This window comes from Lutimaribacter marinistellae (assembly GCF_042648365.1).
In the GTDB taxonomy this organism is placed as follows: Bacteria; Pseudomonadota; Alphaproteobacteria; order Rhodobacterales; family Rhodobacteraceae; genus Lutimaribacter_A; species Lutimaribacter_A marinistellae.
Map to the genome: position 1 here is coordinate 195,554 of NZ_JBHRXI010000049.1, position 14,792 is coordinate 210,345.

The window sequence follows — 14,792 nt, forward strand, 5'->3', positions numbered from 1 at the left end:
CTATGCCCGCCGGCGGCGACGCCGACCACCTTTTTCATCATCGCCGCCGGTGTTGAAGGAGGGCCGGGGCAGAGTCACGACCTGTGCGAGTTCGGGGAACGGATCAGTCTTGTGGGGAATGGCGTTGGCGGCCACGAAGTGTTCCTGGAACTTGGGTTCGATCGCGGTTTCGACCTTGGTGATCTGGCGCACCACGCGCTCGATCTCGGCCCTGGCGCCGATATTGCACAATGCGATCCGCGCGCCGGTTCCGGCCGCGTTGCCCGCGCTGGTGACCTTGGCAAGGGGCGCATCCGGGATCATTCCGAGCACCATGGCATGCCTGGTCGAGATATGCGCTCCAAATGCACCGGCAAGCACGACCCGGTCGACCTTGTCGACACCCATCTCGTCCATCAGCAGGCGCGCGCCGGCATATAGCGCGGATTTCGCCAACTGGATGGCGCGGATATCGCCTTGTGTGACCGTGATACGCGGGCCGCCTTCGGCGCTGGCATCGTGGATCAGGTAAGAATGCGTGCGGCCTTCGGGAATGCTGCGGACTGTGCCGGTCTGCTCGGCCGAGCCGATCAGGCCCGACTCGTCAAGAAGGCCCGCCATGCGCATCTCGGCTACCGCTTCGATGATGCCGGACCCGCAGATGCCGGTAATGCCGGTTGTGGCGATCTCTTCGTCGAAGCCGTCCTCGTCAGACCATTTATCGGAGCCGATGACGCGGAAACGCGGCTCCTTGGTGGCGGGGTCGATCTCGATCCGTTCGATTGCGCCAGGGGCCGCGCGCTGGCCGGAGCTGATTTGCGCCCCCTCGAACGCGGGGCCGGTGGGGGACGAGCAGGCCAGAACGCGGGTCGTGTTGCCCAAAAGGATCTCGGCATTGGTGCCGACATCGACGATCAGGACGAGGTCATCGGACTTGCCGGGTTCCTCGGACAACGCGACGGCGGCGCAATCCGCGCCCACATGGCCCGCGATACAGGGCAGGATATAGACCTGCGCGCGCGGGTTCATGGCGTCGAGACCCATGTCCCGTGCCGGGAGCGAGAGGCTTTCGGAGGTTGCCAGCGCAAAGGGAGCCTGGCCCAGTTCCACCGGGTCGAGACCCAGCAGCAGGTGATGCATGACTGGGTTGCACACGAACACCGCCTCGACGATCAGCGCGGGGTCGATCCCGCCCTCTTGCGCGATGGAGCGGGTCAGATCGTTGATGGCGTCCCGCACGGCGCGGGTCATTTCGGCATCGCCGCCCGGGTTCATCATCGCATAGGAGACGCGGCTCATGAGGTCTTCGCCGAACCGGATCTGCGGGTTCATGAGGCCGGAGGACGCAATCACCTCGCCCGTATCCAGATTGGTGAGATGGGCCGCGATCGTGGTGGAGCCGAGGTCGATGGCAAGACCGAAAAGGCCCGCCTCGTGCAGTCTGGGCCAGATTTCGACGATCCGGGGCGTGCTGTCCATGTGTCCCTTGTGCAGGGCGACGGTGACCTGCCATTTTCCCTTACGCAGGACCGGTTGCAGCTTGGCCATCAGCGAAAGGTCAGCGGTCACGGCTTCGATTTGCCACTGCTCGCGGAGTGCGCGGGCAACGCGTTCGAGATCGCCCGTGGGTTCGTGCATGTCCGGCTCTTCCACCTCGATGAAATAGAGCCGCGTTGCGGGGTCCATCACGATGGCGCGCGCCGCTGCTGCCTTGCGCACAACTTGCCGGTGGACCTGGCTTTCCGGGGGAACGTCGATCACCACGTCGCCCTGCACGGTCGCTTGACATCCAAGGCGGCGACCTGCCTTCAGCCCGCGCTTTTCGTCGTACCGCGCCTCAACCTTATTCCAGTCTGACAGCGCGCCCTCGCGCACGGTCACACCGTGTTTCGGGAACTCGCCATAACTGGGCGTAACCTGGCATTTCGAGCATATCCCGCGACCCCCACAGACCGAATCGAGGTCGACGCCTAGCTGCCGAGCCGCCGTCAGAACCGGGGTGCCGATAGGGAAGCGGCCACGTTTTCCAGAAGGAGTAAAGACGACGAGGGGGTCGGTGCTCATTTGACGTATCCTTGGTTCGCGGGCGTTTGGCCGGCAACATATGCGACTGGACGCAAAGGGAAAGGCCACCGAGCGGCACCTTTGTGCTTGCACGCGTCGTTTTCGCGGCCCCTGCCTGTGCTGCGGTGCAGAGGGGGCTTTCGCTCCTCTGCGATCCATGCCATAGGGTCACCGCCAAACGGGGTTTTGCATGGGGTTCGATGATGCAGATTCGTGAGGCTCTCACCTTTGATGACGTTCTACTGGTTCCGGCGGCCTCTTCGGTCCTGCCTTCGACCGCGGATACCTCGACGCGCGTGACGCGAGAGATCTCGCTGAATATCCCCTTGCTCAGTTCGGCCATGGACACAGTCACGGAATCGCGCATGGCAATCGCCATGGCGCAGGCCGGTGGCATCGGGGTGATCCACAAGAACCTGACCGTCGCCGAGCAGTCGAGAGAAGTGCGCCGGGTCAAACGATTCGAGAGCGGTATCGTCTACAACCCGGTGACCCTGCGCCCCGATCAGACACTGGCCGACGCGAAGGCGCTGATCGAGCGTTACAATTTCACCGGATTCCCTGTGGTTGACGACAAGGGTCACGTTGTCGGCATAGTCACCAACCGCGACATGCGCTTTGCCACCTCGGACGATACGCCCGTTCACGTCATGATGACCTCGAACGATCTGGCGATGCTGCGCGAGCCGGCTGATCTTGAAGAAGCGAAATCGCTGATGAAGGCGCGACGGATCGAGAAACTCCTCGTGTCGGACGGGGCGGGCAAGCTGACCGGACTGCTGACGCTCAAAGATACCGAGAAGGCGGTGCTCAACCCGACCGCCTGCAAGGACAGGTTGGGCCGGTTGCGAGTGGCCGCGGCGACCTCGGTGGGTGACTCCGGGTTCGAACGGACCGGCGAGCTGATCGATGCCGGTGTCGATATCGTGGTGATCGATACCGCGCATGGCCACAGTGCGGGTGTGATTGACGCGGTGAAACGGGCGAAGCAGCTATCGAACGAAGTGCAGATCATAGCGGGCAATGTCGCCACGGCCGAGGCTACACGGGCATTGATCGATGCGGGTGCCGATGCCGTAAAGGTGGGGATCGGTCCCGGTTCGATCTGCACGACACGCATGGTTGCCGGCGTCGGTGTGCCTCAACTGACGGCGATCATGGATTGCGCGGCAGCCGCCGGTGATGTGCCGGTGATCGCTGACGGAGGCATCAAGTTCTCGGGCGATTTCGCCAAGGCAATCGCCGCGGGCGCGTCCTGCGCGATGGTAGGGTCGATGATCGCGGGAACCGACGAGTCTCCCGGCGAGGTCATTCTCTACCAGGGGCGGTCCTTCAAATCCTATCGCGGCATGGGCTCCATCGGGGCTATGGCGCGCGGTTCTGCCGACCGGTACTTCCAGAAGGATGCAGCCAGCGACAAGCTGGTGCCCGAAGGGATCGAGGGGCAGGTACCGTACAAGGGAACCGCCACTACAGTCATTCACCAGCTCGTCGGGGGATTGCGCGCAGCGATGGGCTATACCGGTTGCGCGACGGTCGAAGAAATGCGCAAGAACTGCGAGTTTGTCAAAATTACCGGGGCCGGACTAAAGGAAAGCCACGTCCACGACGTTCAGATCACGCGTGAAAGCCCGAATTACCGGATCATGTAAGTCATGACACCCGGGGCACGGATCGCGGCCGCTATCGAGATCCTCGACGAAATCGGGGGTGGCGCGCCTGCCGAGAAGGCATTGACTATCTGGGCACGACGGTCACGTTTTGCTGGGTCCAAGGATCGTGCGGCGATCCGCGACCACGTGTTCGATGCATTGCGCTGCCGCCGATCCTTTGCGGCGCTAGGCGGAGGCGAAGACGGTCGTCGACTGATGATTGGCGCACTGCGCGCAGCCGGAGCATCGGTCGACGAATTCTTCTCAGGCGAGGGACATGCGCCGGCTCCATTGGCGCAAGTTGAGGCGACGGCGGGCCGCAAGCCCAATCCCGGTGCAGAAGCGGGCGACATCCCCGATTGGCTCTGGCCAGAGTTCTGTGACAGTCTCGGCGACGATACAGAGACGGAGGCCGAGGCCCTGCGCCATCGTGCCCCGGTGCATTTGCGGGTGAATCTGCGCAAGGCCGATGTCCCGAATGCAAAGTCCGCTTTGCACGAAGACGGTGTCGAAACCCGGCCGCATCCTGCCTGCAGTACGGCGCTGGAGGTCATCGCAGGCGCGCGCCGCATCAACGGTTCCCGGGCTTATCGTGACGGGCTGGTCGAGTTGCAGGATGCTGCAAGCCAGGCAGTCGTAGCCGCCCTGCCGTTGGCCCCGGGGATGCGTGTTCTGGATTTCTGCGCCGGTGGTGGCGGCAAGACCTTGGCGCTTGCTGCGGTCGATGGCGTCGAGGTGTTTGCGCACGATGCGAATGCCGCACGGATGAAGGACTTGCCGGAAAGGGCTGCTCGTGCCGGTGTCGATGTCACTTACATTCACGGCTCCGAGCTTTGCGCCGCCGATCGCTTCGATGTCGTGCTTATTGATGTGCCTTGTTCAGGCAGCGGTTCGTGGCGCCGCGCTCCGGCGGGCAAGTGGTTGCTGAGCCCGGAACGATTGGCAGATCTTGTTGAAACCCAAGCGGCCATTCTGCACGAGACCTCCCAGTTCGTGGCCCCGGACGGGCTTTTGGCCTATGCTACCTGTTCGATGTTGAACGTTGAGAATGGCAACCAGATCAGGGGCTTCCTTGAAGATCTGAACTGGTCTTTGCTCCTCGAACGTGCGTGGCATGTCAGCCGTGGGACGGACGGGTTCTATACTGCACACTTGACGCGAAATGCCCACCCAGACTAGCAACCTTGGGTAGAGTGAACTGCGTTTCGTCTGAAATTTAAGTCGTGATTAACCGGCGATGCGTGACAGTCTCCTTTGATTCTGCTGCCGGAGCCGTGTTTTCGTGACCGATCATACCGCCTCAAGCCTGCCTCGATTTGCCGCGCGCCCACCCTTCGGTGCTCGGATTGTTGCCGCATTACTGGCCGGAGGCGCGCTTGCGGCACTGGGCTCAATGGGGGGATTCGCGCCTTTGGTCGGACAGGCGCTTATCGCTGCAGGTGCCTCGATGATGGTTGTTGCCGTAGGGTTGGTTTTACACGAATGGCAGGCAAAGCGTGTGGCGAAGCGCGCCCGCGGATTCCTTTCCGGTTTTATCGAAAACGATGCCACACCCAGTTTCATCACAGACGACGCGGGCGGAATCTGTGCGCGCAACTCTGCTGCGAATAAACGCTTTGCCTCCGAACCCGAGGAAACCTTGGCTTCGACGTTGCGCTCCCTCTTTGCGAACCCCACCGCTGTTCTTTATCGCTTGCAGGCCCGTGCCCGACGGGAGGGGAATGCGCGCGAGGATGTTGTCGCGCGTCGTGGGCATGTCCGTATGACGGTGCTTCTTCTTGACGATGGTGCACTGCTTTGGCGGATCGAGGACATTCAGGAAAAACCGGTTTCGAGTCGGGCCGAGAGCCTGCCACTGCCATTGCTGACTGTCGGTCGGAGCGGTGCCGTGCTCTACATGAACGAGGCCGCGCGGGAGTTTGTTGGTAGTCGAGTCAAATCTCTTGATCGGCTTTTTACCAAGTTGCCCATAAAAGAGAGCGGTGTAAATCAGGTGTCCACCGCGTCTGGTGTCCGCCATACCATCGTCATTGAGATGGCAGGAAACCCCGCCCGGCGCGAAATCCTCCTCGTTCCATTCGGTGGAGATGATGCTCCCCGAGAAGAACTCGATCTGAGCGCACTACCTGTTCCCATGATGTGCTTGGCGCCAGACGGGACTGTGCGCGACATCAATCCACAAGCAGCTGAAATGCTGGGCGATGCCGCCGGAGGAAAAAATCTGAACGCGATGATGGAGGGGTTGGGACGACCGGTTCCAGATTGGTTGCGCGAAACCATGAGCGGAACCAGCGGCCCGCGGTCCGAGTTCCTGCGCCTTGTTCGCAAGGATCGGGAGGTGTTCGTGCAGGTCACGCTCAACCGGATCACCCATGATGGCGAGACTGGTCTGCTTGCGGTCCTGGCTGATGCAACCGAGTTGAAGAGCCTTGAGGCACAATTCGTACAAAGCCAGAAGATGCAGGCAGTTGGCCAACTCGCTGGTGGCGTCGCGCATGACTTCAACAATCTTCTGACGGCGATCTCCGGCCACTGTGACTTGCTGTTGCTGCGACATGACCAAGGCGACCCGGATTACGGTGATCTGGTTCAGATCAATCAGAATGCCAACAGGGCTGCCGCTCTGGTCGGTCAACTCCTGGCGTTCTCTCGCAAGCAGACGCTGCGCCCCGAAGCACTTGATCTGCGCGACACGTTGGCCGACCTCACACATCTGCTCAATCGACTAGTCGGTGAAAAGATCACGCTGACCTTGAGCCACGATCCCGTTCTCAAGCAGGTTCGCGCGGACAAGCGTCAACTCGAACAAGTGCTGATGAACCTCGTAGTGAATGCTCGAGACGCCATGCCTTATGGAGGAGAGATCCGGATCGAGACCGAAGTGGTTTCCTTGACCGAACCAATGATGCGCGACCGGGCCACCCTGTCGCCCGGTGATTGGGTCACGGTAAAGGTAATTGACGAGGGCACGGGGATTCCGGCTGATATGCTCCGCAAGATCTTTGAGCCATTTTACACTACCAAGCGGACGGGAGAGGGCACCGGATTGGGCCTTTCTACGGCCTACGGCATCGTGAAACAGACTGGCGGTTTCATTTTTGTCGACAGTGTCGAAGGGGTCGGTTCGGAGTTCACGCTTTATTTTCCGGCGGCTTCACCTACTGTTGGGAAATCCGCCCCCGAACAGGCACTGCCGCCAAGGTCTGTGGCGACTTCTGGAGAGGGTGTCATTCTGCTTGTGGAGGATGAGGCGCCGGTGCGCGCTTTCGCATCTCGCGCGCTGCGTTTGAGAGGATACACGGTTCTCGAAGCTGAGTCGGCCGAGCAGGCTCTGGACCTTCTCGAAGACAAGGAACTCGAAGTAGATGTCTTCGTGACCGATGTCGTGATGCCGGGATTGGATGGTCCCAGCTGGGTCAGGCGCGCGCTGGAGCGTAGGCCGGAAACCCGGGTTGTCTTCGTTTCGGGTTATGCAGAGGGCGCTTTCCGGGAGGCAGAGCCAGAGATCCCCAATTCTGTGTTCCTGCCGAAACCTTTCTCTCTCAGTCAACTGACCGAGACGGTGCAGCAACAACTGCATTGAACTTAGTCGGTACGCTCCGCGTCCTCACCGAGCGGAGGCGTGTAGTTCGAACTCTTCAGGGCATTTGCGCCGGTACTTTTCCTCCACATCTTTGGAGAGTTCGAGCGTCATTTCAGGCGAAACGTTCTCTCGTTGCAGGTAGATATCGGTCTGCAAACGTTCTTCCAGAAAACTCCGGATGCCGTCTTGGTTCTCGTAACGGAAGACATGACGGGCCGGTGCGCCACCCGGGCGGGGAGTCAGGAAACGAGCCTGGCTGCCAACGTTGGCAAAAGTTGGACGTTTGCCCCTAAGGTACGCGAGTACGAACTCGTCAAAGCTGATATCGTGTGTCGCCTTGGGCCTTCCGCGCAAAAAGGGCCGTTGTCGATACCGGTACCAGCTTCCCAGCCAGTCCACCGGATCGCGAACGACTGCCATGATCTCCATCTCGACACCGAACATCTTTTCGAAAATTGGCCGAAAGAAGCGATCATAACGATAGATCGGTGCATGTTTCAGTTCCGGAGGATCCGACACGACGATATCCGCGCGCGCTCTCAAGGCTGTCTGGTACGCGGTCGTGCCGGTCTTGGGCACGGAAAGCAGCACGAGACGTTCCTTAAAGAAGACAAGCACTTGCACGTCCTTTGCGAGTTATTCGTTCCGCTGCACAGTGCCGGAAACCTTTCCTTAACTCAATTCCGCAAAGCTTGAACGCGAAGAATTTGTTTGAAATGTTCACCTTTTGGTCGCATAAAGAACAAGAGGCGAACAAAGCAGCGATTGCCGCCCCGATCCGGGTGTGACACAAAAGGTAAGGACAGGACTATGGCGGATCTTTTGAGTATGAGCAGCAAGCAGAACGCGGACAAGCAAAAGGCGCTCGACAGCGCGCTGGCCCAGATCGAGCGCCAATTCGGCAAAGGCTCGATAATGAAGTTGGGCGGCGACAATGTGATGCCAGAAATCGAGGCCAGCTCAACGGGTTCGCTCGGTCTGGATATCGCGTTGGGCATTGGCGGACTGCCGATGGGCAGGATTGTCGAGATCTACGGGCCGGAAAGCTCGGGCAAGACGACCTTGACGCTCCATTGTATTGCCGAACAGCAAAAGCGCGGCGGTGTTTGCGCCTTCGTCGATGCGGAACACGCTCTGGACCCTCAATATGCCCGGAAGCTAGGTGTCGATCTGGACGAACTGCTGATATCGCAACCCGACACGGGGGAGCAGGCGCTGGAAATCACCGATACGCTGGTTCGCTCTGGGGCCGTGAACATGGTGGTGGTCGACTCGGTTGCGGCGCTGACTCCGAAATCGGAACTCGAGGGCGATATGGGTGACTCCAGCGTCGGGGTGCAGGCCCGCCTGATGAGTCAGGCCATGCGGAAGCTGACAGCGTCGATCAACCGGTCGCGCTGCATGGTGATCTTCATCAACCAGATCCGGATGAAGATCGGCGTGATGTTCGGCTCGCCGGAAACCACGACCGGTGGCAACGCGCTGAAGTTCTATTCTTCGGTCCGTCTTGACATCCGGCGTATCGGGGCCATCAAGGATCGCGACGAAGTCGTGGGAAACGCGACGCGGGTCAAGGTCGTCAAGAACAAGGTTGCTCCCCCGTTCAAACAGGTCGAGTTCGACATCATGTACGGCGAGGGAATCTCCAAAATGGGCGAGTTGCTGGACCTTGGCGTGAAAGCTGGCGTGGTTGACAAGTCGGGTTCCTGGTTCAGTTACGGCGACGAACGTATCGGACAGGGCCGTGAGAACGCCAAGACCTATCTCCGTGAAAACAGCCGCGTTGCCTTGGAGATCGAGGATAAGATTCGGGCCGCGCACGGGCTGGATTTCGACATGGCTGCTGGTGAAGACGACGACATCCTTGAAGCTTAGGCCAATCAGGGCATTCAACTTGAAGGGCGGCTCTCAGAGAGCCGCCCTTGTTTCTTTGTAGGTGGCGCTGTGCTGTGGACACCGGACAAGCGCGGGGATAAACCCTGCGAGAACATGATAATGCCGGTCCGGAAGTGCCCCTGATGCCCACGCTGAACGATATCCGATCCACCTTTCTCGATTTTTTTGCCCGTAACGGTCACGAAGTCGTCGATTCGTCGCCGCTGGTGCCGCGCAACGACCCGACGCTGATGTTCGTCAACTCGGGCATGGTTCAGTTCAAGAACCTCTTCACCGGGGTGGAACATAGGGATTACAACCGCGCAACGACCGCGCAGAAATGTGTTCGGGCGGGTGGCAAGCACAACGATCTCGACAATGTCGGTTACACCGCTCGGCATCACACGTTTTTCGAGATGCTCGGCAACTTTTCCTTCGGTGATTACTTCAAGGAAGAGGCGATTCCATTTGCCTGGGAATTGGTGACACGCGATTTCGACATTGATCCCAAGCGGTTGTACACCACCGTGTATCACACCGATGACGAGGCGTTCGAAATCTGGAAAAAGGTGGGCGTTCCGGAGGATCGGATCATCCGCATCGCGACCAGTGACAATTTCTGGCAGATGGGCCCGACCGGCCCTTGCGGACCCTGCACCGAGATTTTTTACGATCATGGTGAGCATATCTGGGGTGGACCTCCGGGCAGCCCGGAGGAGGATGGCGACCGGTTCATCGAGATCTGGAATGTCGTCTTTATGCAGAACGAGCAGTTCGAGGATGGCTCGATGCGACCGCTCGACATGCAGTCGATCGATACCGGCATGGGGCTGGAACGGATTGGAGCGCTATTGCAGGGTAAGCACGACAATTACGACACCGACCTGATGCGTTCGCTGATCGAGGCCAGCGCAGATGCGACCTCTTCCGACCCGGACGGCCCAGGCAAGACGCATCACCGGGTCATCGCCGATCACCTGCGGTCAACCTCCTTCCTAATGGCCGACGGGGTGATGCCGTCGAATGACGGTCGGGGTTACGTTCTGCGCCGGATCATGCGTCGCGCGATGCGCCATGCGCATTTGTTGGGCGCAAAAGATCCGTTGATGCATCGCCTGGTCCCGGCGCTGGTACGCCAGATGGGCGCGGCCTATCCCGAGCTTGGTCGGGCGCAGGCGCTGATCGAGGAAACGCTTAAACTGGAAGAGACGCGGTTCAAGGCGACCCTGGATCGTGGTCTGAGGCTTCTTGATGACGAGTTGGGCGTTTTGCCGGAAGGTACGCGTCTTCCGGGCGAGACGGCCTTCAAACTCTATGACACCTACGGCTTCCCGCTTGACCTGACACAGGACGCGCTGCGTGAAAAGGGGCGTGAGGTCGACATCGAAGGGTTCGACGCCGCCATGGCTGAGCAGAAGGCCAAGGCGCGTGCCGCATGGGCCGGTTCGGGCGAGGCGGCTGATGCGACCGTCTGGTTCGATATCGCCGACGAAAAGGGCGCGACCGATTTCCTTGGCTACGATACCGAATCCGCCGAAGGGCAGATCCTTGCACTGGTTCTGGATGGAGATCGCGTCGAGGAAGCGGGGCAGGGTGCGTCGGTTCAGATCGCGCTAAACCAGTCCCCGTTCTATGCCGAAGCGGGGGGGCAGGTTGGCGATACCGGAACGATCCGGACGGAAAGCGGCGTTGCCCGCGTAACGGATACACGCAAATCTGCCGGGGTTTTCATCCATTTCGCCGAAATTGTCGAAGGCACGGTGCGGACTGGCGATGCGGCGCAGCTCGAAGTCGATCACGCGCGGCGCACGGCGATCCGCGCCAATCACTCCGCGACCCATCTGCTGCACGAAGCGCTGCGTGAGTGTTTGGGCGATCACGTCGCGCAGCGTGGTTCGCTCAACGCTGAAGAAAGGTTGCGTTTCGATTTCAGCCATACCAAGGCGTTGAGCGCCGATGAACTGGCTTCGGTTGAACGGGACGTCAACGCCTATATTCGTCAGAACGCACCGGTCGAGACACGGATCATGACGCCGGACGACGCGCGCGCTATCGGTGCGCAAGCCCTTTTCGGCGAGAAGTACGGCGAAGAGGTACGCGTAGTTTCGATGGGTCGGGCGGCGACGGGCAAGGGCAGCGACGGTCAGACCTATTCGATCGAACTGTGCGGGGGTACGCATGTAACCCGCACCGGAGATATCGGCGCTTTTGTCCTGCTGGGCGATAGCGCCAGCAGCGCGGGTGTGCGGCGGATCGAAGCTTTGACCGGGGATGAGGCGATGCGCCACCTGTCCGGGCAGGCGGCACGCCTTTCCGAGGTCGCTGCGGAACTGAAGGCCCAGCCGGACGATGTGCCCGCGCGGATCAAGGCCCTGCTCGACGAACGCAAGGCGTTGCAGAACGAGGTTGCCCAGCTGCGGCGCGAGCTGGCGATGTCGGGTGGCGGCCAGGCCGGTCCCGAGGCGCGCGAGGTCAATGGTATTAAATTCATAGCGCAGGTTCTGTCGGGTGTCACGGGCAAGGACCTGCCCGCGCTCATCGACGAGATGAAGGCGCGCGTGGTCTCTGGGGCGGTCCTTCTGATCGCGGATACCGGCGGTAAAGCGGCGGTGGCTGCTGGCGTCACCGATGATTTGACCGGTCGGGTGTCCGCTGTTGATCTGGTCAAGGCCGCCGTGGCAGAACTCGGCGGCAAGGGCGGTGGCGGCCGTCCTGATATGGCGCAGGGCGGCGGCAAGGATGCCGGAAACGCCGACGCCGCAATCAAGGCGGCCGAAGCCGCGATGGGAGGTTAAAGTGGGTGCACTCTGGATTGCGCATGTTACGGTCACCGATGCCGATGCCTATGGCAAATACGCCGAACTGGCAGGACCGGCTATCGCCAAACATGGCGGAGAGTTCATCGCCCGTGGCGGACGTTTCGTGCAGTTGGAAGGCAAGGAACGGCCACGCAACGTGGTTGCACGTTTCCCGTCGGTCGAGGCGGCTGTGGACTGCTACAACTCGCCCGAATACCAAGAGGCGTTGAGCCACGCGCGCGGCGCGTCCGAACGGGAATTGATGGTGGTCGAAACTTCGGACTGAAGGTTTTGAAATCGTGGAAGAGTAAAGGGCGCCCCTGTTGGGCGCCCTTTTTCGTGATCAGGATGCCGCCTTGGACATCCGCTTGCGTTCATGAGGATCAAGGAACCGCTTGCGCAGGCGGACGACGTTGGGTGTCACTTCGACCAGTTCGTCGTCGTCGATATAGGCGATGGCCTCCTCGAGGCTGAACTGGACATGCGGCGTGAGGCGCACGGCATCATCCGAGCCCGAAGCGCGGACGTTGGTGAGCTTTTTGCCTTTGAGCGGGTTCACTTCGAGATCATTGTCGCGAGAGTGTTCGCCGATGATCATGCCTTGGTACACGTCGGCCTGGGGGCCGATGAACATGCGGCCCCGCTCTTCGAGGTTCCAGAGCGCATAAGCAACCGACTGGCCCTTTTCCATCGAGATCAAAACGCCGGCGCGACGGCCCGGGATCGGGCCTTTGTGGGGCGCCCAGCCATGGAACACGCGGTTCAGAACGCCGGTGCCGCGCGTGTCGGTCAGGAACTCTCCGTGGTAACCGATCAGACCGCGCGACGGGACATGCGCGATGATGCGGGTCTTGCCAGCGCCTGCCGGCTTCATCTCGACCAACTCACCCTTGCGCGCGCCAGTGATCTTTTCGATCACCGCGCCCGAGTATTCGTCATCGACATCGATGGTGACTTCTTCGATGGGCTCCAGTTTCTGCCCGTCTTCCTCGCGCAGAAGAACCTGCGGGCGCGAGATGGAAAGCTCGAACCCCTCACGACGCATGTTCTCGATCAATACGCCCATCTGCAATTCGCCGCGGCCGGCTACCTCGAACGCCTCGCCGCCTGGGGTGTCGGTGACCTGAATGGCAACGTTCGATTCCGCCTCTTTCATCAAGCGGTCGCGGATTACGCGGCTTTGCACCTTTTTGCCGTCGCGGCCTGCGAGTGGGCTGTCGTTGATCCCGAAGGTAACGGTGATCGTCGGCGGATCGATCGGTTGTGCCGGCAGCGCTTCGGCGACTTGCGGGGCAACAAGGCTGTCGGCAACGGTGGCCTTGGTCATGCCGGCGATGGTGACGATGTCGCCCGCTTCGGCCTGGTCGATCGGTTGTTGCCCGAGGCCACGAAACGCGAGGATCTTGCTTGCCCGGAAGTTCTCGATCAGCGTTCCATCACGGCTGAGGGCCTTCAGGCTGTCGCCCGTCTTGAGCGTCCCACTTTCGACCCGGCCGGTCAGTATGCGACCAATAAACGGGTCGTTGCCAAGTGTGGTCGCCAGCATGCGAAACGGCTCTTCCTTGTGGGCAAGCTGCTTCGGCGCGGGTACGTGGTCGACGATCAGGTCGAATAGCGCCGAGAGATCCTTGCGCGGACCGTCAAGCTCCATGTCGGCCCAGCCGGATCGGCCTGACGCATACATCGACGGGAAATCCAGCTGGTCGTCATCGGCGCCGAGGTTGGCGAAGAGGTCAAAGCACTCGTCCAGCGCGCGGTCGGGTTCGGCATCCGGCTTGTCGACCTTGTTCAGAACCACGATGGGGCGCAGACCGAGGGCCAGTGCCTTGGAGGTGACGAACTTGGTTTGCGGCATCGGGCCTTCTGCCGCGTCGACCAGCAGGACGACACCGTCGACCATCGACAGGATGCGCTCGACCTCGCCGCCGAAATCGGCGTGGCCGGGCGTGTCGACGATGTTGATGCGCGTCTCTTTCCACTCGACCGAGGTGGCTTTGGCCAGAATTGTGATGCCGCGCTCGCGTTCCAGATCGTTGCTGTCCATCGCACGTTCGGCAACGGCCTGGTTTTCGCGGAAGGCGCCGGATTGTTTCAAGAGCTCGTCGACGAGCGTTGTCTTGCCGTGGTCGACATGGGCGATGATTGCGATATTGCGCAGATCCATAGGTCAGCCTGTACAGGAAAAGGGAGAAGTTGCGGCGGCCATACAGGGCCGTGGCCGCAAGGTCCAGCAAATTGCGCCTTGCATCGCCCCGCGGCTCAATGACCTGCCTTTTTCGAAAAGACCTGAATCACCACGATTCCCGTGATGATGAGGCCGAGGCCCAAAAGCGCGGGAGCATCCAGCCGTTGGCCGAAAACGATAAAGCCGATGACGGAAATCAACACGATCCCCAGCCCGGACCAGATGGCATAAGTGATGCCCACGGGCAGTTCACGCAATGTCAGCGACAGAAACCAGAACGCCGCGCCATAGCCGAACACGACAAGAACGGAAGGCCAGAAGCGGGTAAACTGCTGACTGGCCTGAAGCGCGGTGGTGCCGATCGTCTCGGCAATCCCGGCGATCAGGAGAAATGCATAAGTCAGGGGCACGGTTCGAATTCCTTGCGCAGTGTGATGCAGTTCGCAGACGCCACCCGTCCCGATGCGGCAAAAGGGGAGCGTGGATCGGTTTTTTCCCAGTTATCCCGAAGGCCCGATCAGACTAAGCTGGTAGCTATTTGATAAAAGGAATGATTTCATGACACGCTTTACCAAGATGATCGTTGCTCTCTCGACCGTTGTCACCGTAGCGGGCTGGGCGCTGTCGATGTGAATTTGAAATGGATCGGGCGCCGA

The 14,792-nt window shown here is 60.6% G+C and carries 10 protein-coding genes; 6 read left to right on the forward strand and 4 right to left on the reverse strand.

The features are described from left to right. A complete protein-coding gene (locus ACFORG_RS22280) occupies window positions 1–2,043 on the reverse strand; it encodes an ASKHA domain-containing protein (protein WP_386737793.1) in 2,043 nt (680 codons plus the stop codon). A 203-nt stretch (window positions 2,044–2,246) separates the two neighbouring features. On the opposite strand from ACFORG_RS22280, the gene guaB reads away from it, so the two are divergent. From guaB to ACFORG_RS22295, 3 genes are all read left to right on the forward strand, one after another. Next, a complete protein-coding gene (gene guaB, locus ACFORG_RS22285; protein WP_386737794.1) occupies window positions 2,247–3,695 on the forward strand; it encodes an IMP dehydrogenase in 1,449 nt (482 codons plus the stop codon). A 3-nt stretch (window positions 3,696–3,698) separates the two neighbouring features. Next, window positions 3,699–4,874 (forward strand): RsmB/NOP family class I SAM-dependent RNA methyltransferase, encoded by a 1,176-nt coding sequence (locus ACFORG_RS22290; protein WP_386737795.1) that lies wholly within the window; start codon window positions 3,699–3,701, stop codon window positions 4,872–4,874. A gap of 103 nt (window positions 4,875–4,977) precedes the next feature. After that, on the forward strand, window positions 4,978–7,278 hold the full coding sequence (locus ACFORG_RS22295) for an ATP-binding protein (protein WP_386737796.1): 2,301 nt from the start codon (window positions 4,978–4,980) through the stop codon (window positions 7,276–7,278). Between the two features lie 24 nt (window positions 7,279–7,302). On the opposite strand, the gene ACFORG_RS22300 is transcribed toward ACFORG_RS22295, so the two are convergent. Continuing rightward, window positions 7,303–7,896: a gamma-glutamyl kinase gene (locus ACFORG_RS22300; RefSeq protein WP_386738084.1), complete on the reverse strand. Its 594-nt coding sequence runs from the start codon at window positions 7,894–7,896 to the stop codon at window positions 7,303–7,305. A gap of 192 nt (window positions 7,897–8,088) precedes the next feature. On the opposite strand from ACFORG_RS22300, the gene recA reads away from it, so the two are divergent. The 3 genes from recA to ACFORG_RS22315 all read left to right on the forward strand — a co-directional run bounded on the left by recA (window position 8,089) and on the right by ACFORG_RS22315 (window position 12,237). Beyond that, window positions 8,089–9,153 carry a recombinase RecA gene (gene recA / locus ACFORG_RS22305; protein WP_386737797.1) on the forward strand — a complete coding sequence of 355 codons (1,065 nt, stop codon included), beginning with the start codon at window positions 8,089–8,091 and terminating at the stop codon, window positions 9,151–9,153. 143 nt (window positions 9,154–9,296) lie between these two features. Further along, on the forward strand, window positions 9,297–11,948 hold the full coding sequence (gene alaS, locus ACFORG_RS22310) for an alanine--tRNA ligase (protein ID WP_386737798.1): 2,652 nt from the start codon (window positions 9,297–9,299) through the stop codon (window positions 11,946–11,948). A gap of 1 nt (window position 11,949) precedes the next feature. Beyond that, the gene (locus ACFORG_RS22315; protein WP_386737799.1) at window positions 11,950–12,237 is read left to right on the forward strand and encodes a DUF1330 domain-containing protein; all 288 of its coding nucleotides are present in this window, start codon (window positions 11,950–11,952) and stop codon (window positions 12,235–12,237) included. Between the two features lie 57 nt (window positions 12,238–12,294). Here the strand turns inward: ACFORG_RS22315 and typA are convergent, their stop codons facing one another. Further along, entirely contained in the window at window positions 12,295–14,115 is a 1,821-nt protein-coding gene (typA, locus tag ACFORG_RS22320) for a translational GTPase TypA (RefSeq protein WP_386737800.1), read from the reverse strand. Between the two features lie 95 nt (window positions 14,116–14,210). Beyond that, window positions 14,211–14,540, reverse strand: coding sequence for a DMT family transporter (locus ACFORG_RS22325; RefSeq protein ID WP_386738085.1), 330 nt, complete (start codon window positions 14,538–14,540; stop codon window positions 14,211–14,213). Window positions 14,541–14,792 lie beyond the last annotated feature (252 nt).

Excerpts from the sequence above, each read along its gene's own strand:
- guaB (WP_386737794.1), top strand. The coding sequence starts at position 2,247 with ATGCAGATTCGTGAGGCTCTCACCTTTGATGACGTTCTACTGGTTCCG.
- recA (WP_386737797.1), top strand. The coding sequence starts at position 8,089 with ATGGCGGATCTTTTGAGTATGAGCAGCAAGCAGAACGCGGACAAGCAA.
- ACFORG_RS22280 (WP_386737793.1), bottom strand. The coding sequence starts at position 2,043 with ATGAGCACCGACCCCCTCGTCGTCTTTACTCCTTCTGGAAAACGTGGC.
- ACFORG_RS22290 (WP_386737795.1), top strand. The coding sequence starts at position 3,699 with ATGACACCCGGGGCACGGATCGCGGCCGCTATCGAGATCCTCGACGAA.
- alaS (WP_386737798.1), top strand. The coding sequence starts at position 9,297 with ATGCCCACGCTGAACGATATCCGATCCACCTTTCTCGATTTTTTTGCC.
- typA (WP_386737800.1), bottom strand. The coding sequence starts at position 14,115 with ATGGATCTGCGCAATATCGCAATCATCGCCCATGTCGACCACGGCAAG.